Here is a 22909-nt window from a genome sequence, read left to right on the forward strand (position 1 = left end):
GCAGGGCGCAAGGCGCAAAGCCGTGACGGATAAAGGGGCTGTGGACAGTTCAGCCCCGCGCCCGCCTGACCCCACCGGCCAGGTCGGCCACGAGGTCGCGCACCGCGGCCAAGGTCTTGTCCGTCGCCTTGCCATCGACCAGCGTCCTGGCCAGTGCATCGACCAGGACCGTGCCCACCACGATGCCATCGGCATGCCTGCCGATTTCGGCGGCGTCCTCGGCGCTCTTGATGCCGAAGCCGACGGCGACGGGCAGGTCCGTATGGGCCTTGATGCGGTCCACCGCCTCACCCACGGCGCCGCGCGACTTGATCTGAGCGCCGGTGACCCCGTTCATCGAGACGTAATAGACAAAGCCCGAAGTGTTTTTCAGAACCACCGGCAGGCGCTTCTCGTCGGTGGTGGGCGTCGTGAGACGAATGAAATTGAGCCCGGCCTTGAGCGCGGGAATGCACAATTCCTCGTCTTCCTCCGCCGGCAGGTCGACCACGATGAGCCCGTCGATACCGGCCGTTTTCGCGGCAGTGACGAAGCGGTCGACGCCGAAGGAATAGATCGGGTTGTAATAGCCCATCAGCACGATGGGGGTATGGTCATCCTTGCGGCGGAATTCCTCCACCATGCCGAGCAGGCCCAGCATGGTCTGGCCCGCCGCCAGCGCCCGCTGGCCGCCGAGCTGGATGGCGACACCATCGGCCATGGGATCGGAAAAGGGCATGCCCAGTTCGATAATGTCCGCGCCGGCCTGCGGCAGGGCGTTGAGAATGGCCTGACCGGTGGCGAGGTCGGGGTCGCCACCCATGATATAGGTGACGAGCGCCGGGCGGTTCTCGGCCTTGAGTTCGGCGAAGCGTCTTTCGATACGGCTGGTCATTATTTCAGCAATCCCAGATATTTGCCGACGCTTTCCACGTCCTTGTCGCCACGACCGGAGAGGCAGAGCACGATAGACTGCTCCTTGCCCATCTTGGGGGCGAGCTTCATCACCTGCGCCAAGCCATGGGCGCTTTCCAGCGCCGGAATGATGCCTTCCAGCCGGGTGAGAAGCTGGAATGCCTCCAATGCCTCATTGTCGGTAATGGGAGCATAGGTGACGCGCTTGGTGTCGTGGAGGAAGGAATGTTCCGGGCCGACGCCGGGATAATCGAGACCGGCGGAAATGGAATGGCCTTCCAGGATCTGCCCGTCGGCGTCCTGCAGCAGATAGGTACGATTGCCGTGCAGCACGCCCGGGCGACCGCCGGTCATGGAAGCGGCATGGCCGTTTTCCACCTCGATGCCGTGCCCGCCCGCCTCGGCGCCATAAAGGGCGACGTCGCGATCATCGAGAAAGGCATGAAACGCGCCGATGGCATTGGAGCCGCCGCCGACACAGGCGACCACCGCATCGGGGAGCCCCCCCTCCTGGGCCGCGAACTGCTCCTTGATCTCCGCGCCGATGACGCTCTGGAAATCGCGCACCATTTCCGGATAGGGATGCGGGCCCGCCGCCGTGCCGATCAGGTAATAGGTGGTGTCCACATTGGTCACCCAATCGCGCAGGGCTTCGTTCATGGCGTCCTTGAGGGTGCCGGCCCCCGCGGTAACCGGGCGGACTTCGGCTCCCAGCATGCGCATGCGCAGCACATTGGGCATCTGCCGCTCAACGTCGGTCGCGCCCATGAAGATGGTGCAGGGCAGGTCGAACTTGGCACAGACCGTCGCCGTCGCCACGCCATGCTGGCCGGCGCCGGTTTCGGCGATGATCCTAGTCTTGCCCATGCGCTTGGCGAGCAGGATCTGGCCCAGGCAATTGTTGACCTTGTGGCTGCCGGTGTGATTGAGCTCCTCGCGCTTGAGGAACACCTTGGCGCCGCCCAGATGCTCGGTCAGCCGCCCGGCGAAATAAAGCGGGCTGGGCCGGCCGGTATAATAGGTGGCGAGATTCTTGAGTTCGGCCTGATAGGCCGGATCGCTCCTGGCGGCGCGATATTCCCGCTCGAGATCGAGGATCAGCGGCATCAGCGTTTCGGCGACGAAGCGCCCGCCATAAATGCCGAAACGGCCATGCTCGTCGGGGCCGTTGCGCAGGGAATTGGTGCCGTCCATGTCATCCTCTCGGCTGCCGAGAGAACCCGGCCGCTCTGGTCTATCCTGCCGCCCTTGCGTTGCGGATGAACGCTTCGATCAGCTTGCTGTTCTTGACGCCCGGCGCGGTTTCCACGCCCGAGGAGACATCCACCCCGAAGGGCTTCACCTTGCCTATGGCCTCGGCGACATTATCCGGCGTCAGGCCACCCGAAAGCATGAAGGAGAGGGCAGGGTCAAGGCTTTCGAGCAGGTTCCAGTCAAAGCTTGCACCCAGACCGCCCGGCCTGTCGGCTCCCTTGGGGGGCTTGGCGTCAAGCAGAACCCGGTCCGCCACGGCGGCGAAAGTGCCGACCTGGGCCACGTCCTCGGCCGAGCCGATGGGCAGGGCCTTGAGGATTTCCACACCGGCCTCGGCGCGGATGGCCTCAACGCGATGCGGGGTTTCGGGACCATGGAGCTGGATCCAGTCCGGCCCGAGCGCCGCCACTTCGGCCACGCAGGAATTGTCCGGATTGACCAGCACGACACAGCTTTCGATCCTGCCGCGCGCCGCCGAGATCAGCCCGCCCAGATCTTCGATCGAGACATGGCGCGGCGAGCGCTGGAAATGCATGAAGCCGACCATGTCGGCCCCCGCGGCAATGACGGTGTCGAGCAGATCATAGGTCTTGATGCCGCAGATTTTGATGATCAGAGGGTCGGCCATAGCGGGTCGGAACCTGAGAAAGGGAAGGGATTGGAGGGCGCGGAGCGCCGCGCATCACCGGATGTCGAGCGCATCGTCCACGTCACCCATGGGGGACATCGGCGCGGCGCCGGCCTGGCGGCGCCGGGCTTCGATTTCCTGACTCAATTGCTGGGCCTCGCGCCGCCAATGGCGCTCGCCGCGGCGATGGGCTCCCTGGGCGAACCAGGAAGCGACGCCCCCCAGCAGCACGCCGATGAGCAGGACCACGTAAAGCACCACGAAAAGCGGGATGCCATAACCGCCCGACCCCGCATCGGCGGGCGCGGCGAAGGGATTGAGATTGACGCTCACCAGGTGACGATTGGCCAAGGCAAAGGCGATCAGCACCCCGCAAAAGGGGACCAATATCAGCCAGCCGACGATCCTGTTGACCATAAGTTCGCCTAACTTGCCTCAGTCCCGGCTTCAGGACCGGTTGAGCCGCTCGCGGATTTCCTTGCCGGCCTTGAACTGGGGCACGTATTTTTCGCCGACATCGACCTGTTCGCCGGTGCGCGGATTGCGTCCGACCCGGGCGGGCCGGTTCTTGACAGAAAAGGCTCCGAAGCCGCGCAATTCCACCCTGTCGCCGCGCGCCATGGCATCGCCGATTTCATCGAGAATGGCATTGACGATATTCTCGATGTCGCGCTGGAACAGATGCGGGTTTTCCGCAGCGAGCTTTTCGACAAGTTCGGACTTGATCATCAAAGGCTCCGGTCTTGGCCCCACCCCATTTGCGAGGCAGCGCCAACCTGCCAAAGCCTTGGCAAAAGGTCAAGCGCTACAAGGCGTTCGCGCCTAAAGCATCGTGCAGAAAAGTGGGAACCGATTTTCTGCAGAAACGATACGAAAACAAGAAATGGAGCGCCCTAGGCGAGCGGCTTGACCATATAGCGCGCCGCATCTTCGTAGCTCTTCAGCTTTTCATTGAGGGCCGGGCGGTGAAGCGCTGCAAAACCCTGCCTTTCCCAGAAGGCAAGCGAATGATTGACCGCCACCAGACTCATGCTGGCAAAGCCCATGGCTCGGGCATGCTTGGTGAGGGCTGCGACGATTTCGCCCGCCGCGCCGACGCCCCGGACCAGCGGCAGCAGCGCCAGATCGTGGATGTAATAAGTGTCGGCCTCGGGAGGAATGGCGCCGAGCAGGGTGTCGAGCGCCGGCAGGTCGCCCAACAGCCAGGGATGGCTCAGGACATAGCCAGCGGGCTTTTTCTCGCCGATTTCGAGCAGGTAGCAGCCATTGCGGTACAGCGCGAACTTTTCGGCCAGCACCGCCTCGGCCTCGAAAAAGCCTGGATGGACCTGACCGGCAAGGTCGAAGACCGCGCCGAGATCATAGCCGGTCATGGCGCGCCAGGCGACTTGGTTGAGCAGGGACATTGCCGTCTCCAGACGTGAAACGACCCGCGCTTTTGGCGCGGGTCGAAGGTTTGGGCAAGCCGACAGGCTTACTTCTCGTCGCGACCCTTGAGGGCAGCGCCCAGGATGTCGCCGAGCGAAGCGCCCGAATCGGACGAACCGAAATTGGCGACGGCTTCGCGTTCCTCGGCAATTTCCAGCGCCTTGATCGAGAGCTGGATACGGCCGGTCTTGCGGTCATACTGGGTGACGCGGGCATCGACCTTGTCGCCCTTGGCGAAGCGCTCGGGGCGCTGGTCGTTGCGGTCGCGGCTGAGATCGGCGCGGCGGATGAAGGCGGTCACGTCGCTGTCGGCGATGCGCACTTCGATGCCGCCATCGTTGACTTCGACCACTTCGGTGGTGACCACGGCGTTCTTCTTGAGGCCGGTGCCATCGGCAGCGCCGGCATCGGCCAGGTCATCGGCAGCAAGCTGCTTGATGCCGAGGCTGATGCGTTCCTTCTCGACGTCGACGTCGAGAACCTTGGCCTGCACGATATCGCCGCGATTATAGTCCTCGAGCGCGACTTCGCCGGACTTCTGCCAGTCGAGGTCGGAGAGGTGAACCATGCCGTCCACATCGCCTTCGAGGCCGATGAACAGGCCGAATTCGGTCTTGTTCTTGACTTCGCCTTCGATGGTGGCGCCGACCGGGTGAGCCTCGGCAAAGGCTTCCCACGGATTCTGCAGGGTCTGCTTGAGGCCCAGCGAGATGCGGCGCTTGTCCGGATCGACCTCGAGCACGACCACATCGACTTCCTGGGAGGTCGAGACGATCTTGCCCGGATGGACGTTCTTCTTGGTCCAGCTCATCTCCGAAACGTGGATCAGGCCTTCGATGCCCGGCTCCAGTTCGACAAAAGCGCCGTAGTCGGTGATGTTGGTCACGCGGCCCGAGAACTTGGCATTGATCGGGTACTTGGCCTCGATGCCTTCCCACGGATCGGCCTGGAGCTGCTTCATGCCCAGGCTGATGCGGTGGCTCTCGTGGTTGATGCGCACGATCTGGACCTTGATGGTCTCGCCGATGGTGAGCACTTCGGACGGATGGTTGACGCGGCGCCAGGCAATGTCGGTGACATGGAGCAGGCCGTCGATACCGCCGAGGTCAACGAAGGCACCGTAATCGGTGATGTTCTTGACCACACCATCGACCACCTGGCCCTCTTCGAGCTGCTGGACGATTTCCGAACGCTGTTCGGCGCGCGATTCCTCGAGAATGGCGCGGCGCGACACGACGATATTGCCGCGGCGCTTGTCCATCTTCAGGATCTGGAACGGCTGCGGCACGTTCATGAGCGGAGCGATGTCGCGGATCGGGCGGATATCCACCTGCGAACGCGGCAGGAAGGCCACGGCGCCTTCCAGATCGACGGTGAAGCCACCCTTGACCTGGTTGAAGATCGTGCCTTCAACGCGCTCATTGGCGTTGTACTTCTCTTCGAGCTTGACCCAGCTCTCTTCGCGGCGGGCCTTTTCGCGGCTGAGGACGGCCTCGCCCATGGCGTTCTCGACGCGGTCGACATAGACCTCGACTTCCGAGCCCACGGTGATGGTGCCGTCGCGGCCGGCCTGGCCGAATTCCTTGAGCGCCACGCGGCCTTCGGTCTTGAGACCGACATCGATGATGGCCAGATCCTTTTCGATGGCAACGACGCGGCCCTTGACGACCGCACCCTCTAGGGGCTCGTTGTCGACAAAGGAGTCGAGAAGCATCGATTCAAAATCGTCTTTCGTCACAGTCTGCTGTGCCAAACTTTTTCTCCATGCGCCGGTCGTTGAAGGTTGCTGATCCTGTCCGAATACGGGTCCGCTTCAGCAAAAATGCCAAAGCCGGCGCACGGAGCACCGCTTCAAACAACAGGATGATTGGTTTTGTCTGGTTCCGGGCCAGCGAATGGTCCGATTGCAGGCGGGTCGGACCCAAGGAGGAAATTAGGAGGCTTCAGCCCCCTGCCTTGAGCGCCATGTCCCGATCGACAATCTCGATGGCAGCGCGGAGTGCGGCCTCTATACCGAGAAGCGTGGTATCAAGCAAGTGCGCGTCCGCCGCTTTGTAGAAGCCGCCATGCGGGTTGAGCATGTCGCGGGAATCGCGCTCCTCGATCTGATGGTAGAGCACATAGCGATCGACAATGAGCCCGCGCTCTTCCAATTGCTTGGCCCGGCGCTCCATGCGCGCCTTGCTGTCCGCCTGGATGAAGAGTTTGACATCGGCATCGGGGCAGATCTTGGTGCCGATATCGCGCCCGTCGAGCACCGCCCCGCCCGGCTGCAAGGCAAATTCGCGCTGGAAGGCAAAAAGCGCCGCGCGCACTTCGGCGATCACCGCAACCTTGGAGGCGAGCACACCGGTTTCGGCGCTGGTGAGCACCGCGAGATCGGTGAGATGGGCGGCATCGAGCGCCCGCGCCGCCGCGATGGCGGCTGCCTCGAAATCGGCACTGTCCTCGCGCCCGGCAATGGCCCGGCCCACGGCGCGGTAGAGCAGGCCGGTATCGAGATGGGGCAGGCGATAGTGCCGGGCGAGGCCGGCGGCCAGCGTGCCCTTGCCGGAGGCGGCGGGTCCATCGACGGCGATGATCATTAGGGCCTCCTGCGGCATGCAATCTGCCTCTAAGGCGATAGCGGCATCCTCCGGCATGGGCAAGGGCCCGCATTTAGCGTTTGACACGTCCCGGCTTTGCCCATAACCGGACTGACCGACTGGGCGCGAGCGGCATGACGCGCCCGCGCATTTCCATTCGACGAGGCATGAAAATGGCCAGTTCCGAGCGCGGCACCAAGCGCACCGATCCCGATACGGGCAAGAAGTTCTACGACCTCAACATGGACCCGATCGTCTCGCCCTATACGGGCAAGTCCTATCCGCGGTCCTTTTTCGAGCAATTGACCGGCAAGGCCGGCCCGGCCACGGCGCGCAAGCTCGATGACGAGGACGAGCAGGACGAAGAAGACGAGGTCGAAAATGCCGGCCCCGAAATCGTCAGCCTCGAAGAGGCCGATGCCGAGGAAGCCGGCGACGACATTCCCGATGTGGAAGATGTCGAGGTCGATGAAGACCTGGGCGATGAGGAAGACGTGTTCCTCGAAGAGGACGAAGACGAGGATGACGGCCTCGGCTTTGAAGTCAGCGACGACGAGGACCGCTGAGTCCTGCCTCCCGATGGAAGCGGATGGCGCAATGCGCTTTCCCGATATTCCAGCGTTGGATCAAGAATTTAGGGACGCGGGGCGAGCCAGGCTTGCCCCTTCGCCCCCAAGAGTTTTCCACCGGACGAGGCTTTTGCCCGGCGGAACAAATAAAGTGTCATTTGGCACTTGCATGCGGGGAAATGATCCAATAGGTTCCGCCTCGCTTCGGACGGGCAAATCCCTCCGAACCCACCAGAATGAGGCAGGGTTTTCATAACCCTGACCGGAATGGGGCCATAGCTCAGCTGGGAGAGCGCTTGCATGGCATGCAAGAGGTCAGCGGTTCGATCCCGCTTGGCTCCACCATCCATTTTTCACCGCGTTTTCCTGTTCATCCAGACCCGAATGCCGCGTCCCCGCGCGCTGTTCATTGCCCGCTCAGGCTCCTGACCTGGTTTGACACGCCTTGGCGATCTGACATCGTGCTTGTCGCCATCAGGAATCGCCCATGTCCCGCAAGATTGTCACCCTCAGCGCCGCCGAGGCCCGCGCCATCTGGCTGCGGGCGCAGAAGCTCGACAGCGCCGCCCCGTTCGGCGCCGGACCGCAGGCGGCGCATGCCGCCATCGCGCATCTGGGCTATGTGCAGATCGACACGATCAACGTGATCGAGCGCTGCCACCACCATATCCTTTATTCCCGCATTCCCGCCTATCGGCGGGGTGATCTCGAGACGCTGCAATCGCAGGAAAAATCAATCTTCGAATATTGGACCCATGCGCTGAGCTATGTCCCATTGGCGGACATGGCCTTTTTTCTCCCGGCGATGAATGCCTATCGGCAAAATCCCAATTCCTGGTTCGGTACAGTGAGCAGGGAAGAAATCAGCGCCATGCTGCGGCGCCTCAAAAGCGAGGGACCGCTCTCCATCCGCGACATCGCCGATGATGAATTGGTGGACAAGACCCATCCCTGGGCCAGCCGCAAACCGTCCAAGCGCGTGCTGCAATCGATGTTCTATCAGGGGCTGGTGGCAATTTCGGCGCGCCAGGGCATGGTCAAGACCTATGATCTGATCGGGCGACATTTCGGCTGGGCCAAGAGACCCAGGCCAGCCAGCGATCGGCAGGTGACCGCCTATCTGCTCGATCGGGCCCTGCGCAGCCAGGGCCTGGTCAGCCTCGATTCCATCTGCCACCTCAATGCCCCGGCCAAAAAGGCGGTGGCCGAGCTGATCGACGCCAGGGCAAGGCGGCGGCAATTGGTGCCTGTCGTGATCGCGGGCGCGGAACACGCACCGCATTGGGCCAGGCCCGAAGCGCTAGCGGGGGCCGCGCCCGGCGCACCACGGGTCCATGTCCTATCCCCGTTCGACCCGCTGATCATCCAGCGGAAACGGCTCAAGCTGTTCTTCGGCTATAATCATGTCTTTGAAGCCTATGTGCCGGCGGCCAGACGCCAATATGGCTATTTTGCCCTGCCGATCATCGTCGGCGACCAGATCGCGGCGACGGTGGATTTCAAGACCGACAGGGCAGCGGGCCGATTATTGGTGCAGAAATGGAGCTGGCTGACCGATCCGGGCGCCGAGGCTAAGGCCGCAATCGACGCCGAACTCGGCCGTTTCGAGAACTTTCAACTCGGCCGCTGAACCGGATGCCGCGAGCTGCAGGCATCCGGCAAAACTTTTAGTGCAGCGTGGCCAAGCCGATATTCTGGTCGCCCAGCCATTCATTGACCGCCTCGGCGCTGTCCGAGACCATGAGCGGGGTGCCGTCGGCGGACATGACCAGGTGATAGAGCGCGCCGGATTCGAAAGCGGCGTCGTGGATCATGCTGGAGAGGATGCTGCCGGTAACGGGTTTGACATAGGCGACCGCTTCCCCGCCCAGGGCGGCGAATTGGGCGGCTGTCAGGCGCTTGAGAGAATTGTCGGCTTCGACGCCGGTGTCGAAATTGCGTTTGTCCATCATCTGTCGGGCCCTTTCCTAAACTGGTTCCTCACAAGGAGCGAATGTCGATTTTGCGGGCGGTCTTGACGGCGCGCGGGCGCTCTAGAGCAATAACGAGCATGCCATGGCCCAGGGTTGCATCCCTGACTTCCATGCCCTCGGCCAGAAGGAAGCTGCGCTGGAACTGGCGGGCGGCAATGCCGCGATGCAGGAAATCCTTGCCCGCTTCGTCCTTCTGGCGGCCGCGCACCTGCAGCTGGTGGTCGTCAACCATCACGTCGAGTTCGGCTTGGGAAAAACCGGCCACGGCGATGGAGATCAGGAAGCGCTCGGCCCCGTCTTCACCCTGGCTGCGTTCGATATTGTAGGGCGGATAGCCGTCCGCCGATCGCGACAGGCGATCGATGCGCTCCTCGAAAGCATCAAAGCCGAGGAGAAAGGGCGCGGAAAACACCGAGATACGCGACATGAAAGCGTCCTTGATCGTCAAGCAACGTTGGCGTTCCGACCCAAGAGAGTGGCATCGGAAGCATGGAGCAGATATGGGTCAGTGCCGAACAGGGTTCAAGACATGCGCAAAACCGTCGCGATCATCACCCCGGCCTACAAGGCCCAGGTCACCCTGCCCGCGACAGTGCGCAGCGTGCTCGAGCAGAGCCATGGGGATTGGCAACACTGGATCATCGCCGATGACGGCGCCGATTATGCCGGCTTTCTGGCCGAGCAGGGACTTGCCGATCCGCGGCAGGTGTTTCTTTCCAGCGGCGGCATGGGGCTGGGGGCGTCCCGCGCCCGTAATGTGGCGCTGGACCGGCTCGAAACCCAATATGCCGCCATTCTCGACGCCGATGACCGCCTCAAGCCGCAAAAGCTGGAACGGGCCGTCGCGGCCCTGGCCGAATACGGCATCGTCACCACGGCGCTCGACGTCATGGACATGGATTTTTCCCATCTCCGCCATGTCGGCGCGGGCCCCGACCGGGTGCTGAGCCCGGGCGAACACAAGAGGGTGAACATCTCGATGGATTCGATGATCGCCTGGGATCGCTCGCGCGGCGATGGCCGCTATGATCCCGGGATGAGCAACATGACCGATCTGGAATTCCTGCTCCAGCTCTACCGCACCATTCCTCAAAGCTGCCATCTGGGCACGCCGCTGCACGATTACGTCAAGCGCGACGGCTCGATGAGCAATGGCAAGGATGTGGCTGCCGGCATGATCGCCTCGAAACGCGAAATTCTCCGCCGCCTCGGAAGCGGATATTACGGCCTTGCCCCGGAGGACGTGGCGGGCCTTGCCGGTTTTCTCACCATCTCGCTGGCGGCGGAAGCGACCTATGGCGCTGCCCTCGCCGCAAAGCCGGGCCTCTTGTTCGAGGACCATCTCGAGCCGATGCTGGCTTCGGGACGCGTCTGAGGCAATGGCGCTCTTGCCTTCCCGGCGCTTTGCCCCTATAGAGCCCACTTCTCCGGACCGCCCGGCCAAAAGGCATGCCGTGGCGGTCTTTGAACGCGATGGGATTTAAAAACCCGTCCAGACAATAAGGACCCGCAAAATGCCCAAGATGAAGACCAAATCCGGCGCCAAGAAGCGTTTCAGCTTCACCGCGACCGGCAAGGTGAAGGCCGGCGTCGCCGGCAAGCGCCACCGCCTGATCAGCCACAACGCCAAGTACATCCGCACCAACCGCGGCACCAAGATCCTCTCCAAGGGTGATGAGGGTCTGGTGAAGTGGTACATGCCGTACAACCGCTAAGCTGGAAGGACACACAATAAATGGCACGCGTTAAGAGAGGCGTTACCGCCCACGCTCGTCACAAGAAGGTCTTGAAGGCCGCCGAGGGCTATTATGGCCGTCGCAAGTCTACGATCCGCATCGCCAAGCAGGCAGTGGAAAAGGCCGGCCAGTACGCCTATCGCGACCGTCGCGTCAAGAAGCGCAATTTCCGGGCTCTCTGGATCCAGCGCATCAACGCCGCCGTGCGCGATCACGGCCTGACCTATGGCCGATTTATCGACGGCCTCAGCAAGGCTGAGATTGCTGTCGACCGCAAGGTGCTGTCTGATCTGGCGATCACCCAGCCCGAAGCGTTCACCGCCCTGGTCGCCAAGGCCAAGGCAGCTCTGGCCTATCTGGAAGGGGTGGAAGACACCACCCACGCCCGGGTCACCGCTTAAGCCAGCTCAGTCCGCTGAGGTCAAAATCGCGCCTTGCGCCGCCCGAGAGGGCTGGCGCGGGGCGTTTTTGTTTGCTCTAACCGCGCCACCACGTCCGAGTTGAAGAAGATCATGTCCCTAGAAGCCCAGATCGACACCATGCGCAGCGCGCTTACCGCCGCTATCGCCGCCGCCGAAAACCAAGCCGCGCTCGATGCGGTGCGAGTGGCCGCCTTGGGCAAGAAGGGCAGCGTGTCCGCGCTCCTCGCCAGTCTGGGGACGATGGCGCCGGACGAGCGCAAATCGGCCGGCCCGGCGATCAACGGCCTCAAGACCGAGATCGGCGGGCTGATCGAAGCGCGCGGCGCCGACCTCAAGGCCGCCGCGCTCGATGCCCGCCTCAAGGCCGAGACCATTGACGTCACCCTGCCCCTCCGGCCGGGCCCGGTGGCGCGCGGCCGCATCCACCCGATTTCCCAGACCATCGACGAAATCACCGCCATCTTCTCGGATATGGGCTTTTCCATCGCCGAAGGGCCGGACATCGAGACCGATTACTACAATTTCACCGCGCTCAACTTCCCCGAAGGGCACCCGGCGCGCGAAATGCACGACACCTTCTTCATGAAGCCCGGCCCCGACGGTATCAAGAAAGTGCTGCGCACCCATACCTCGCCGGTGCAGATGCGCGTCATGCAAAAGACCAATGAAAAGCCGGCGGCCTCCTATCTGACGCCGGCCATGGACCCGCCGATCCGCGTGGTCATGCCCGGCCGCACCTATCGCAATGACAGCGACCAGACCCATACCCCGATGTTCCATCAGGTCGAGGGCCTGGTCATCGACAAATCCAGCCATATCGGGCAATTGCGCTGGGTGCTGGAGGAATTCCTCAAGGCGTTTTTCGAAGTGCCCAGCGTCACTTTGCGCTTCCGCCCCAGCTTTTTCCCCTTCACCGAGCCGAGCATGGAAGTGGACGTGCAATGCGACCGCTCCGGCGCGGAAGTGAAGATCGGGGAGGGCAATGACTGGCTGGAAATCCTCGGCTGCGGCATGGTTCATCCCAATGTCATCGCCAATGCCGGTCTCGACCCCGATATCTATCAGGGCTTTGCCTGGGGCATCGGCATCGACCGCATCGCCATGCTCAAATATGGCATGCCGGACCTGCGCGCCTTTTTCGACGCCGACCAGCGCTGGATCGCCCATTACGGCTTCCGCCCGCTCGACCTGCCGACCCTGTTCGGGGGGCTTTCGAGCTAGGCGGCGATGGACGGTCAAACCCTCTTCGTGGTGACGGATATCGAGGCGGACGGCCCGACGCCGCTGCACAATTCGATGCTGAGCTTTGCTTCGGTCGCCATCGAGGCCGATGGCACGCGCCATGGGGAATTCGAGGCGGCGCTGAAGCCGAGGCCCGATCGGACGACCAACGAAACCACGATGGAATGGTGGGCGACGCAGCCGGAAGCATGGAAGGCGGCGACGGAGGGGGCAGAGGATGCCGCCATCGTCATGCCGCGTTATGCCGATTGGGTGGAAAGCCTGCCGGGCCAGAAAGTGTTTGCCGCTGCGCCGATGATGTTCGACGGATTGTGGATGGATCACTATCTCGACGATTATGCCGGGACGCGGGTTCTCTCCGGGCCGTTCAAGAGCCGCAAGATTTTCCGGGGCGGCGGCGTCTGCCTCTATACCATGGCCGGAACTCTGCGCGGCGCACCCTATCTCGACTGGGGCATGAGCAAGCTGCCGGCCGAATTTTACGGCCATATCCCCCACACCCACAAGGCCATCGACGATGCACGCGGCTTTGCCAATGTGCTGGTCGAGCTTTTCAAACTCTCCGCCGCGCTGCCCCCGATCAATGGCAGCAAGAGCGACTTCCGCTAAAGGTTCTGCGACATGAAATTCACTCTCGACTGGCTCAAGGAACATCTCGACACCAAGGCTTCGCCCGACGAGATCGGCAAGGCGCTGACCATGATCGGGCTGGAAGTGGAAGGCATCCAGTCCCAGGGCGCGCAATTGGAGAAATTCGTCGTCGCCCATGTGGTGGAGGCCAGGCCCCATCCCAATTCCGACCATCTCAATATCTGCAAGGTCGATGCCGGCACCGGCGAATTGATCGACGTGGTCTGCGGCGCGCCCAATTGCCGGACCGGACTGAAATCGGTGTTCGCGGCGCCCGGCACCTATATTCCGGGCAAGGATTTCGAATTGAAGGGGGGCGTGGTCATTCGCGGCGCGCCTTCCAATGGCATGTTGTGCTCCGCCGCCGAACTCGAGCTCAGCGATGATCATGACGGCATTATCGAATTGCCGGAAGATGCGCCGATCGGGGCCAGATATGTCGACTATGCCGGCATCAATGGTGTGGTCTTCGATATTTCCATCACCCCCAATCGCGGCGACGCCACCGGGGTCTATGGCATTGCGCGCGATCTGGCCGCTTTCGGCCTCGGCACGCTCAAAGCCACCGATTTCTCGCCGGTGCCCTCGGTCGGCAAGAGCCCGATCGCCCCATTGCCGCAGCTTTTCGCCGCAGGCGAGGACAAGGCGATCCGCAAATTTGCCGGGCGCTATATCGCCAATGTGAAGAACGGCCCGTCCCCCGACTGGCTGCAGCAGCGGCTGCGCGCCGTGGGTCTGCGCCCGATCAACTGCGTGGTGGACATCACCAATCTGGTCTCGCTCGGCTGGGGCCGCCCGCTCCATGCCTATGATGCCGACAAGATCGAAGGCCAGATGGTGTTGCGCCCCGCGCGCAACGAGGATTTCGACGCGCTGGACAACAAGATCTACCAGCTCGATCCCAGCATGAGCGTCATCGCCGACGACAAGGGTCCGCTCTGCCTGGGCGGCGTCATGGGCGGCATCCGCTCCGGGGTCACCGACGAGACAATCAATGTCTTCATCGAATGCGCCTCCTGGGACGCCGATCTCATCGCCCGCACCGGCCGCAAGACCGGCATCGTCTCCGATGCCCGCTATCGGCTCGAACGCCATGTCGATCCGGCCCTCACCGAGAAGGGCATGGAATTGGCGACGCGCCTGGTGCTGGAATTGTGCGGCGGCGAAGCGATGGAGCCGGCCATTTCCGGGGCCGATATCTTTGCCGATACCAAAATCGACTTCCCCCTTGCCGAAGTCAGGCGCCTGACCGGGCTCGAGGTTTCCTCCGGCGAGATCGAAGCCATTCTCACCCGCCTCGGCTTTGATGTCGAAGGCGCGGGCGAGGTGCGCGCGGTGAACGTGCCGAGCTGGCGGCCGGACGTGACGCAGAAGGCGGACCTCGTCGAAGAGGTCATGCGCATGGTGGGCGTCGACAAGGTGCCGGTCGAGCCGCTGACCCGGCTCAATCACGTGGCGCCGCTGATGCTGACCAATATCCAGAATCGCCGCCGCCTTGCCCGCCGGGCCCTGGCGGCGCGCGGTCTCGATGAAGCGGTCACCTGGAGCTTTATTTCCCACGAGGACGCCACCCGTTTCGGCGGCGGCTCGGAAGAATGCCAATTGGCCAATGCCATTGCTTCGGACATGACCGATATGCGGCCCTCGCTGCTGCCGGGCCTGATCGCCGGGGCGCGCCGCAATGCCAATCGCGGCTTTGCCGATATTGCCATGTTCGAGGTCGGGCAGGTCTTCCTCTCCGACCGCCCGGAGGGCCAGCATACCTATGCCAGCGGCATCCGCACCGGCACGGCCGGCCTGGAGGGGTCAGGCCGCCATTGGTCGGGCAAGGCGGGGCCGGTCGGCGTCTGGGACGCCAAGGCCGATCTCGCCGCCGCGCTCGATGCGCTGGGCGTGGACATCGACAAGGTGCAGATCCTGCCTGAGGCGGCCAGCTGGAGCCATCCGGGCCGGGGCGGGCGCGTCGCGCTCGGCCCCAAGGTGAACCTGGGCTGGTTCGGTGAATTGCATCCGGCGCTGGCCGCCGAACTCGACATCGAAGGCCCAGTTGCCCTGTTCGAGATTGATCTCGACGCCCTGCCCGAGCCGCGCCGGAAGGCGACAAAGACCAAGCCGGCGCTCGCGCTCAGCCCGTTCCAGCCTGTGTCGCGCGATTTCGCCTTCATCATGGACCGTGCCGTCACCGCCGCCAGCGTGCTCAAGGCGGCGCGCGGTGCCGACAAGGCGCTGATCAGCGATGTCGGCATTTTCGACGTCTTCGAAGGCAGCCATGTCGGGGAAGGAAACAAGTCAATCGCCATCGAAGTGACCTTGCAGCCGCGCGACAGGACGCTGACCGAGGAGGAGATCGACAAGGTCTCCGCCGCCGTGGTGGCGGCAGTGACCAAGGCGACGGGTGGCGAACTCAGGAAGTAAGCGCCGCCCCCGCAGGCGGTTCATCTCTCCATCAGCATGGACCACCGGGGCAGGCCCGGTGGTGACGTTTTACCGATAGCGTGTCCGCCCATCCCGGAGACAAATATGTCCCGCACCGATTCCATCCTCGCCCGTCTCAGCCGGCTCCATCCCAAGCTGATCGATCTCAGCCTTGATCGCATGCTGCCGCTATTGGACAGGCTGGGCAATCCGCAGGACAGCCTGCCGCCGGTGATCCATGTCGCCGGCACCAATGGCAAGGGCTCGACCATCGCCTATCTGCGCGCCTTTCTCGAAGCGTCGGGCAAGAAGGTGCATGTCTACAATTCGCCGCATCTGGTGCGCTTCAACGAGCGTATCCGCCTTGCCGGACGCTATGTTTCGACCCGCCGGCTCAATCAGGCGCTGGAAGCGGTCGAAAGGGTCAATGATGGCGATCCGATCACCTTTTTCGAGGTGACGACGGTCACCGCCTTCAAGCTCTTTGCCGAAACGCCCGCTGATTACCTGCTGCTCGAAACCGGCATGGGCGGCACCTTCGACACCACCAATGTGGTCAAGCACCCCCTCGGCACGGTTATTACCCCCATCGATTACGATCATCAGGGTTTTCTCGGCCATAGCCTCGGCGAGATCGCGGCCAACAAGGCCGGAATCCTCAAAGCCGGGGCCAAAGCCGTGATGGGCCTGCAACAGGACGAGGCGCGGCGGGTGCTCGAACGCGCCGCTTTGCGTCTGGGGGTACGGCCGCTCTGGCAGGGCGAGGATTTCCACGGCACCGGCCAGGATGGGCGTCTCGTCTATTCCGATGAAGCGGGGCTGCTGGACCTGCCGCCGCCCGCTCTGGTCGGCGCGCATCAAATCGACAACGCCGCGCTCGCCATCGCCGCCTGCCGGCATTTCGGCCTGCCGGTCGACGAGGCCGCTTTCGCCGAAGGGCTGCGCCGCGTCACCTGGCCGGCGCGCATGCAGCCGATCCGCAGCGGCAAATTGCGCGCTCTCCTGCCGGACGGGCACGAGGTCTGGCTCGATGGCGGGCACAATGCCCATGGCGCCGCGGCGCTGGCCCGGGCCATTGCCGCCATGCCGGCACGACCGCTGGTGCTGATCGTGGGGATGATGAACACCCGCGCGCCCGAGGATGTGCTGGCGCCCTTCCGGGCTCTCGCGCCGGTGGACATCCTCACCCTCACCATTCCGGGCGAGCCCAATGCCCACAAGGCAGCCGAGATCGCGGCGCGGGCCCGTGCCATGGGTTTCAATGCCCAGGCCAGGCGTTCGATTGCCGCCGCTCTCGCCAGCGCGGCCGAAATCGAGGGGGCACGGGTGCTGATCTGCGGCTCGCTCTATCTGGCGGGCGATGTGCTGGCCAGGAACGGCACGCTGCCGGATTGATGGCGCAAAAGCATCGGGCCACCCACAGGGGCGGCCCGTTCGTCATTGCTAATCTGATCCGATCAGGCGGCGCAGTCCGATTCCTGCGATGCGGTCAGCACTTCGCGCATCCGGGCCGTGTCATTGCTCGACCGCAGCTCATCCACCGCCGCTTCGGTGCGCAATAGCCGCGCCACGCGCGACAGGGCCTTGAGGTGATCGGCACCGGCGCCGACCGGCGCCAGCAGCAGCATCACCAGGTCCACCGGCTGGTCGTCGACCGAGTCGAACTCGATCGGCTCATCGAGCCGGGCGAAGACGGCGACGACGCCGCTGAGACCCTTGAGCTTGCCATGGGGAATGGCGATGCCGTTCCCCAAACCGGTCGAGCCCAGTTCTTCACGCGCCATGAGCGCATCGACGATTTCCGCCTCACCGAGACCGGAACGTTCGGCTGCTTTTTGGGCTAGCACTTCGAAGAGCTGGCGTTTGTCGGTGATCCCCGTGCAAGTCAGCACGGAGTCTTCCGCCAGAATATCGGCCAAATCCATCAATCTGCCTTGGGAACTATTTATCCATTTTCGGGCCTAAGCGCCGATTTAGTTGGCGCCCAGGGCTGGATCGATCCAGCCGATATTGCCGTCAGGGCGGCGATAGACCACATTTAGCCCGCCATGTCCAGCGTGGCGGAAGATCACCACCTGCTGACCGGTCAGGTCCATCTCCATCACCGCCTCCTCGACGCTCATGGCGCGCAGGCTCTTGGTGCTTTCCGCAATCACCGGCGGCGCGTAATCCTCGTCCAGTTCCTCGAACTGATCGGCGGCCCCCAGAACGGTATATTGGGCCAGGATCGCATCGGCGGCGCTGCCACTGCCCTTGCGATGGCTGCGCAATTTGCGGTTATAGCGACGCAGGCGCTTTTCGATATTGAGCGCCATGACCTCATAGGCGCTGGTGGCGTCGCCGCCCTGGGCGCTGGCCTGCAGGGTCGTGCCTGAATCCAGATGCACCACGCAATCGGCGCGGAACCCGATTCCGTCCGGCGTCAGGGTCAGGTGGCCGTCATAGCCACCATCGAAATATTTGCCGACAACATTGGCGAAATGCTCTTCCGCCTTGCCCCTGAGGGCATCGCCGACGTCCATGTTCTTTCCCGAAACGCGTAAGGTCATGGCTTTTTTTCCTTTCGGTCGTTAAGCGCGACGCGATAAGTCCCAAAGCCGCTTCCCGGCTTGACGGGATCACGTCTGCCGACAAACCTGATATGGGTGGCCGGCAAGGACGATGCTAGTCCGGCCATGCGGCGCCTGTCCATGTTCAAAGCCGGCGCGCCCCGCCAATTCAGGGGGTGACAGGGCACATGCCCTGCCATAGCCTTTGCCGGTCAGTTTCGGGGGAGAGGCAGATGGAGGTTCCGGCCCTGGCGGTCGGCGGCGTGACGCCGGTACTGCCGCCGCTCCTGATCGTGTTCCTGGCCATGGCGGCCATGGGCGGCTTCATGTTCGTCGTCGCGCTGCTGCGCCGCAATGTGCTTCTGGTAACGCGGCAGGGCCTCAAACCGTGGCGGGCGGCCGATCTGCAAAAAGCCGCCGATCCGGGCTTTTCCACCCGCAGGCCGGGCAGCAGGCCCTTCGTCGACACCGCCTATGCGCGGTTCGCCATGGCGCTTCTGGTCATCGGCGGCGCCGGCATCGCGGCCATGGGGGTCTGGGGCCTGTTCAGGGGATAGACAGGTCCGTCCGGCACCGGCAGAGGTGGCGACTTCACGCCGTCCCGCCATTCGAGCATGGCTCTCGTGGCCTGCTGCGTAAAAATCGCTCCAATGGAGCGATTTTTCCTGTGGCACGCCTAGCAGATCGCGATGATTTCCTCGTCGCTCATGCGGCCCGGCACGATGGTGAGGGGAATGGGCAGGATATGGGCGCGGGCGGCGAAATGGCTCACCAGCGGCCCCGGGCCCTCGGTCGAATTGGAGGCCGCCAGCACCAGAATGGCGATATCGGTGTCCTTGGCGATCACTTCCTCGATCTGTTCGGGCCCATTGCCCTCGCGGATCACCGATTCGGTGCGCACGTCGCCGATTTCGCGGATACGGGCGAGGCGCATGTCGAGATTGCGCTCGGCCTCTTCCACCGCCTCGGCCCGCAGGACGGCCTCGACGCCCATGCCGATGAATTCGGGCTGAGGCACCACGCTCATCAGCACCACCGTACCCCCGGTGCGCCTGGTCCGCCAGGCGGCGAAGGTAAGGGCGCGGTCGCATTCCTCGGTCTCGTCGATCACGACGAGGAATTTGCGCTTATATTCGATGGTGGAGACCATACTCCCTCCTGAATTCAGCGGATGAAGCCGATAATATCGCGAACTTGGGTCATTGTCTGTTCGGCAATGGCGGAGGCCCGTTCGGCGCCATCGCGCAAGACCGCATCGATGGTCTGGGGGTCTTCGAGCAGGCGGCGCATTTCCGTGCCCATCGGAGAAAGCACCGCGACGGCGAGTTCCGCCAGCGCCGGCTTGAACTTGCCCCAGCCCTGGCCACCGAATTCGGCCAGCACTTCGGCCTTGGTCCGGTCGGACAGGGCCGCATAAATGCCCACCAGATTGTCCGCTTCGGGACGATCTTTCAGCCCCTCAAGCTCAAGCGGCAATTCGGCCGGGTCGGTGGTGGCCTTCTTGATCTTTTTGGCAATGGCATCGGCGTCATCGAGCAGGGAAATGCGCGACTGATCGGAGGGGTCCGACTTGCTCATCTTCTTGGTGCCGTCGCGCAGGCTCATGATGCGGGTGGCGGGCCCGGCGATCAAAGGCTCGGTGATGGGGAAGAACTGGCCATCGATCCCAAGGTCGCGTTCGGCGATGGAGGCGGCATAGTCATTGTTGAACTTGGCGGCGATGTCGCGCGCCAGTTCCAGGTGCTGCTTCTGGTCGTCGCCGACCGGCACATGGGTGGCCTTGTAGAGCAGGATGTCGGCGGCCATCAGCGAGGGATAGGCGAACAGGCCCAGCGAGACATTTTCGCTGTTCTTGCCGGCCTTGTCCTTGAACTGGGTCATGCGGGCCATCCAGCCCATGCGCGCGATGCAGTTGAACACCCAGGCCAGCTCGGCATGCTGGACCACCTGCGACTGGTTGAAGACGATGGAGCGCTTGGGATCGACCCCGGCGGCGATGAAGGCGGCGGCGACTTCGCGGGTGGCGCGGCGCAGCGCATCGGGCTCCTGCCAGACGGTAATGGCATGCATGTCGACCACGCAATAAATGGTCGCATGGGTCTCCTGCAGCGGCACGAAACGGCGGATGGCGCCAAGATAATTACCTAGATGCAGGTCGCCCGAAGGCTGGATGCCGGAAAAGACGCGGGGGCTGAACGTCATGATGCCCTTCTAACCAAGACGAGAATTGTCACGGCCCGTTCTATACGGGCGGATGACGGATGGGAACGGGCTAGAATGTGTCACGTCCGGCTGGGAACGAGCCGCCCCGATATTTTCGAGCCTTGCGAGGTTGACAATATCGCCCGACGAACCTTTTTCTACCGTCATTGCCCGGCTCCTCCGGGCAATCCATCTCGCCCCAACCATGGCGGCTCCCATGGACCACCCGGACGAGCCGGGTGGTGACGCGGGGAAGAGGGCGGTGTTGGAGCATCGTGCAGAAAAGTGGAATCCGGTTTTCTGCAAAAACGATGCGATAACAAAAAGATAGAGCGGCACTATGCGTTCGATAGAACGCACGCCGCTCTAGGCCTGAAGATTATCCTCAGCCCAACCGAAGTTTAGCACTCAACCTCCGCACCTGTCGGTCCCTCCATCGTCATTGCCCGGCTTGTCCGGGCAATCCAAGACGCCGCGGCCTGTGGACATATGAATCACCCCGACAAGTTTATCCTCGGGCGCGAAGCGACCCGTGGGCCGGGTGATGACGCGGGGGGAGGGCGGTGTTAGGCCCGAGAAGATTCTCCTCGGCCCAACCCAAGTTCAGCACTCAACCTCCTCACCTGTCAGTCCCTCCATCGTCATTGCCCGGCTTGTCCGGGCAATCCAAGACGCTGCGGCCTGTGGACATATGAATCACCCTGACAAGTTTATCCTCGGGCGCGAAGCGACCCGTGGGCCGGGTGATGACGATGGCGGAAGCGTTCCGCCCCATAATAGCAACATTGTCGTCGCGTTCGGCCGATGCGCCTAACCGCCGCGCCGCAGGCGGCGCAGCAACAGGTCGAGCCGCTGGGTGCCCGAAATGTGGATCAGGATGAAATAGGTCGCGATCCCGAACACAATCAGCGCTGCCAGCACCCCGGCCTGGCGCCAGAGCGGCACGCCCGACAGCAGATGCGCCGCGCCCTGTTCGGCCAGCAGATACAGCGCTCCACCCATCAAAAGCGCGATCAGGAGGATGGCGAGCTGGCCGCGCCATTGGGCGGCGCTGAGGCGGAAATGGCCTCGCAGCGCCAATGTCACCGCCAAGAGCAACACATTCACCCAGGCGGCGGCGGCAGTGGCGATGGCGATGCCGATATGGAGGAGGCCGGGAAACAGCAGCAGCGAGATGGCGATATTGACCACGACGCTCACCCCGGCAAACAGGGTCGGCGTCAGCGTGTCCTCGCGGGCAAAAAAGCCGGGCTGCAACACCCGGACCAGCACATAGGCCGGCAGGCCCGCCGAAAAGGCCACCAGCGCCTGGGCGGTCTGGGTGGTCGCCAGCACCGAAAAGGCGCCGCGCTCGAACAGCACCCGCACGATGGGCTCGGCCAGCACCATCAGCGCGATCGCCGCCGGCATGGTCAGCAGCATGGCGACGAAAAGGGCCTGGTCCTGGCTGGCGCGGGCCTCGCTTTCGCGCCCGCCCTTCAGGTGGCGCGACAAGTCAGGCAGCAGCACCGTGCCGATGGCGATGCCGATAATGCCCAGCGGCAATTGATAGAGCCGGTCGGCATAAGAAAGCACCGAAATGGCGTTCGCGGCGCCCGAGGCGATGATGGTGCCGACGAAGATATTGATCTGGGTAATGCCCCCGGCGAGGATGGCGGGGATGGCCAGGATCCAGAAGCGCCGCACTTCCGGGTCGAATCGGGGCAGGCGCAGATCGGGGCGGAAACCGCTGCGCTCGATGGCGGCCCAGACCAGAGCCAATTGTGCGACGCCCCCGCCCATGGTGGCGATGGCCACCCAGATGGTGGCGCTTTGCGGATCCTGCACGAAAACCGTCGCCAGCGGCACCAGCATGGCGATGTTGACGAGGTTGAGCAGAACCGGCGCGAAGGCGGCGGCGAAGAACCGTCCCAAAGTATTGAGGATCGCCCCATAGGCCGCCATCAGCGACATGCAGGCAAGATAGGGGAACATGATCCGGGTCAGCAGCACGGTCAGTTCGAACTTTTCCCGGTCCTCGACGAAACCGGGCACGAAGGCGACCATGACCTGGGGCATGAAGATTTCGGCAAGGATGGTCACCACTACCAGCATGGCGACCAGCCAGCTCATGATGCGCGCCGCCAGAAGTTTTGCCTCTTGCTCGCCGTCGCGCTCCAGCGCGCCGGAAAACATCGGCACGAAAGCGGTATTGAAGGCGCCTTCGGCAAAGAGCCGGCGGAACAGGTTGGGAAAGCGGAAAGCGGCGAAAAAGGCGTCGGCGGCGGGCCCGGCGCCAAGCACGGCGGCCATCAGCGCATCGCGGAGGAACCCGGCGACCCGACTCACCAAGGTCAGCGAGCCCACGGAGACGAAATTGCGGAACAGGCTCACGCCCCGGTC

The 22909-nt window shown here is 63.4% G+C and carries 25 protein-coding genes and 1 tRNA gene; 11 read left to right on the forward strand and 15 right to left on the reverse strand.

Annotated elements, in window-relative coordinates; genetic code table 11:
- Window positions 1-49 precede the first annotated feature (49 nt).
- The 8 genes from trpA to H0482_RS10370 all read right to left on the reverse strand — a co-directional run bounded on the left by trpA (window position 50) and on the right by H0482_RS10370 (window position 6789).
- The gene (gene trpA / locus H0482_RS10335; protein ID WP_193729972.1) at window positions 50-874 is read right to left on the reverse strand and encodes a tryptophan synthase subunit alpha; all 825 of its coding nucleotides are present in this window, start codon (window positions 872-874) and stop codon (window positions 50-52) included.
- Entirely contained in the window at window positions 874-2088 is a 1215-nt protein-coding gene (gene trpB / locus H0482_RS10340) for a tryptophan synthase subunit beta (protein WP_193729973.1), read from the reverse strand. The genes trpA and trpB overlap by 1 nt, the downstream gene beginning before the upstream one ends.
- A 40-nt stretch (window positions 2089-2128) precedes the next feature.
- Window positions 2129-2776: a phosphoribosylanthranilate isomerase gene (locus tag H0482_RS10345; protein ID WP_193729974.1), complete on the reverse strand. Its 648-nt coding sequence runs from the start codon at window positions 2774-2776 to the stop codon at window positions 2129-2131.
- Between the two features lie 54 nt (window positions 2777-2830).
- Entirely contained in the window at window positions 2831-3193 is a 363-nt protein-coding gene (locus tag H0482_RS10350; protein ID WP_193729975.1) for a lipopolysaccharide assembly protein LapA domain-containing protein, read from the reverse strand.
- A gap of 30 nt (window positions 3194-3223) precedes the next feature.
- Complete coding sequence (locus tag H0482_RS10355) at window positions 3224-3505, reverse strand: integration host factor subunit beta (protein ID WP_035099264.1); 282 nt, start codon at window positions 3503-3505, stop codon at window positions 3224-3226.
- Window positions 3506-3669: 164 nt separating this feature from the next.
- Entirely contained in the window at window positions 3670-4182 is a 513-nt protein-coding gene (locus H0482_RS10360) for a GNAT family N-acetyltransferase (RefSeq protein WP_193729976.1), read from the reverse strand.
- 68 nt (window positions 4183-4250) lie between these two features.
- Window positions 4251-5957 (reverse strand): 30S ribosomal protein S1, encoded by a 1707-nt coding sequence (gene rpsA, locus H0482_RS10365; RefSeq protein WP_193729977.1) that lies wholly within the window; start codon window positions 5955-5957, stop codon window positions 4251-4253.
- A gap of 190 nt (window positions 5958-6147) precedes the next feature.
- Window positions 6148-6789, reverse strand: coding sequence for a (d)CMP kinase (locus tag H0482_RS10370; protein WP_193729978.1), 642 nt, complete (start codon window positions 6787-6789; stop codon window positions 6148-6150).
- A 173-nt stretch (window positions 6790-6962) separates the two neighbouring features.
- On the opposite strand from H0482_RS10370, the gene H0482_RS10375 reads away from it, so the two are divergent.
- The 3 genes from H0482_RS10375 to H0482_RS10385 all read left to right on the forward strand — a co-directional run bounded on the left by H0482_RS10375 (window position 6963) and on the right by H0482_RS10385 (window position 8988).
- The gene (locus H0482_RS10375) at window positions 6963-7355 is read left to right on the forward strand and encodes a TIGR02300 family protein (protein WP_193729979.1); all 393 of its coding nucleotides are present in this window, start codon (window positions 6963-6965) and stop codon (window positions 7353-7355) included.
- Window positions 7356-7627: 272 nt separating this feature from the next.
- Window positions 7628-7703: transfer RNA gene (locus H0482_RS10380), tRNA-Ala, on the forward strand.
- 142 nt (window positions 7704-7845) lie between these two features.
- The gene (locus H0482_RS10385; protein ID WP_193729980.1) at window positions 7846-8988 is read left to right on the forward strand and encodes a winged helix-turn-helix domain-containing protein; all 1143 of its coding nucleotides are present in this window, start codon (window positions 7846-7848) and stop codon (window positions 8986-8988) included.
- A 37-nt stretch (window positions 8989-9025) separates the two neighbouring features.
- Here H0482_RS10385 and H0482_RS10390 read toward each other — a convergent pair whose 3' ends face one another.
- Together H0482_RS10390 and H0482_RS10395 are read right to left on the reverse strand one after the other, a co-directional pair.
- Window positions 9026-9310, reverse strand: a complete 285-nt coding sequence (locus H0482_RS10390) for a DUF1150 family protein (protein ID WP_193729981.1) — start codon at window positions 9308-9310, stop codon at window positions 9026-9028.
- A 28-nt stretch (window positions 9311-9338) separates the two neighbouring features.
- Window positions 9339-9758, reverse strand: coding sequence for an Hsp20 family protein (locus H0482_RS10395; RefSeq protein WP_193729982.1), 420 nt, complete (start codon window positions 9756-9758; stop codon window positions 9339-9341).
- 102 nt (window positions 9759-9860) lie between these two features.
- Between H0482_RS10395 and H0482_RS10400 the strand changes: the two genes are divergently transcribed.
- The 7 genes from H0482_RS10400 (at window position 9861) to H0482_RS10430 (ending at window position 17171) form a co-directional block, all read left to right on the forward strand.
- Window positions 9861-10706 (forward strand): glycosyltransferase family 2 protein, encoded by an 846-nt coding sequence (locus H0482_RS10400; protein WP_193729983.1) that lies wholly within the window; start codon window positions 9861-9863, stop codon window positions 10704-10706.
- Window positions 10707-10845: 139 nt separating this feature from the next.
- Window positions 10846-11046 carry a 50S ribosomal protein L35 gene (rpmI, locus tag H0482_RS10405; protein WP_046105910.1) on the forward strand — a complete coding sequence of 67 codons (201 nt, stop codon included), beginning with the start codon at window positions 10846-10848 and terminating at the stop codon, window positions 11044-11046.
- A 20-nt stretch (window positions 11047-11066) separates the two neighbouring features.
- Window positions 11067-11468, forward strand: coding sequence for a 50S ribosomal protein L20 (rplT, locus tag H0482_RS10410; RefSeq protein ID WP_193729984.1), 402 nt, complete (start codon window positions 11067-11069; stop codon window positions 11466-11468).
- A gap of 111 nt (window positions 11469-11579) precedes the next feature.
- The gene (gene pheS / locus H0482_RS10415; protein ID WP_193729985.1) at window positions 11580-12710 is read left to right on the forward strand and encodes a phenylalanine--tRNA ligase subunit alpha; all 1131 of its coding nucleotides are present in this window, start codon (window positions 11580-11582) and stop codon (window positions 12708-12710) included.
- A gap of 6 nt (window positions 12711-12716) precedes the next feature.
- Complete coding sequence (locus tag H0482_RS10420; RefSeq protein WP_193729986.1) at window positions 12717-13340, forward strand: 3'-5' exoribonuclease; 624 nt, start codon at window positions 12717-12719, stop codon at window positions 13338-13340.
- A 12-nt stretch (window positions 13341-13352) separates the two neighbouring features.
- Window positions 13353-15776: a phenylalanine--tRNA ligase subunit beta gene (gene pheT / locus H0482_RS10425; protein WP_193729987.1), complete on the forward strand. Its 2424-nt coding sequence runs from the start codon at window positions 13353-13355 to the stop codon at window positions 15774-15776.
- 105 nt (window positions 15777-15881) lie between these two features.
- Entirely contained in the window at window positions 15882-17171 is a 1290-nt protein-coding gene (locus tag H0482_RS10430; RefSeq protein ID WP_193729988.1) for a bifunctional folylpolyglutamate synthase/dihydrofolate synthase, read from the forward strand.
- A gap of 62 nt (window positions 17172-17233) precedes the next feature.
- Here H0482_RS10430 and H0482_RS10435 read toward each other — a convergent pair whose 3' ends face one another.
- Both H0482_RS10435 and H0482_RS10440 read right to left on the reverse strand, forming a co-directional pair.
- Window positions 17234-17701 (reverse strand): PTS sugar transporter subunit IIA, encoded by a 468-nt coding sequence (locus H0482_RS10435; protein WP_193729989.1) that lies wholly within the window; start codon window positions 17699-17701, stop codon window positions 17234-17236.
- 48 nt (window positions 17702-17749) lie between these two features.
- Window positions 17750-18325, reverse strand: coding sequence for a ribosome hibernation promotion factor (locus H0482_RS10440; protein WP_193729990.1), 576 nt, complete (start codon window positions 18323-18325; stop codon window positions 17750-17752).
- 233 nt (window positions 18326-18558) lie between these two features.
- Between H0482_RS10440 and H0482_RS10445 the strand changes: the two genes are divergently transcribed.
- Window positions 18559-18882 (forward strand): hypothetical protein, encoded by a 324-nt coding sequence (locus H0482_RS10445; RefSeq protein WP_193729991.1) that lies wholly within the window; start codon window positions 18559-18561, stop codon window positions 18880-18882.
- A gap of 119 nt (window positions 18883-19001) precedes the next feature.
- On the opposite strand, the gene H0482_RS10450 is transcribed toward H0482_RS10445, so the two are convergent.
- The 3 genes from H0482_RS10450 to murJ all read right to left on the reverse strand — a co-directional run bounded on the left by H0482_RS10450 (window position 19002) and on the right by murJ (window position 22900).
- Complete coding sequence (locus H0482_RS10450; protein WP_193729992.1) at window positions 19002-19475, reverse strand: universal stress protein; 474 nt, start codon at window positions 19473-19475, stop codon at window positions 19002-19004.
- 14 nt (window positions 19476-19489) lie between these two features.
- Entirely contained in the window at window positions 19490-20527 is a 1038-nt protein-coding gene (gene trpS, locus H0482_RS10455) for a tryptophan--tRNA ligase (RefSeq protein WP_210319145.1), read from the reverse strand.
- An 810-nt stretch (window positions 20528-21337) separates the two neighbouring features.
- Entirely contained in the window at window positions 21338-22900 is a 1563-nt protein-coding gene (gene murJ, locus H0482_RS10460; protein ID WP_193729993.1) for a murein biosynthesis integral membrane protein MurJ, read from the reverse strand.
- Window positions 22901-22909 lie beyond the last annotated feature (9 nt).

The organism is Devosia faecipullorum, from assembly GCF_015158295.1.
Taxonomy (GTDB): domain Bacteria; phylum Pseudomonadota; class Alphaproteobacteria; order Rhizobiales; family Devosiaceae; genus Devosia; species Devosia faecipullorum.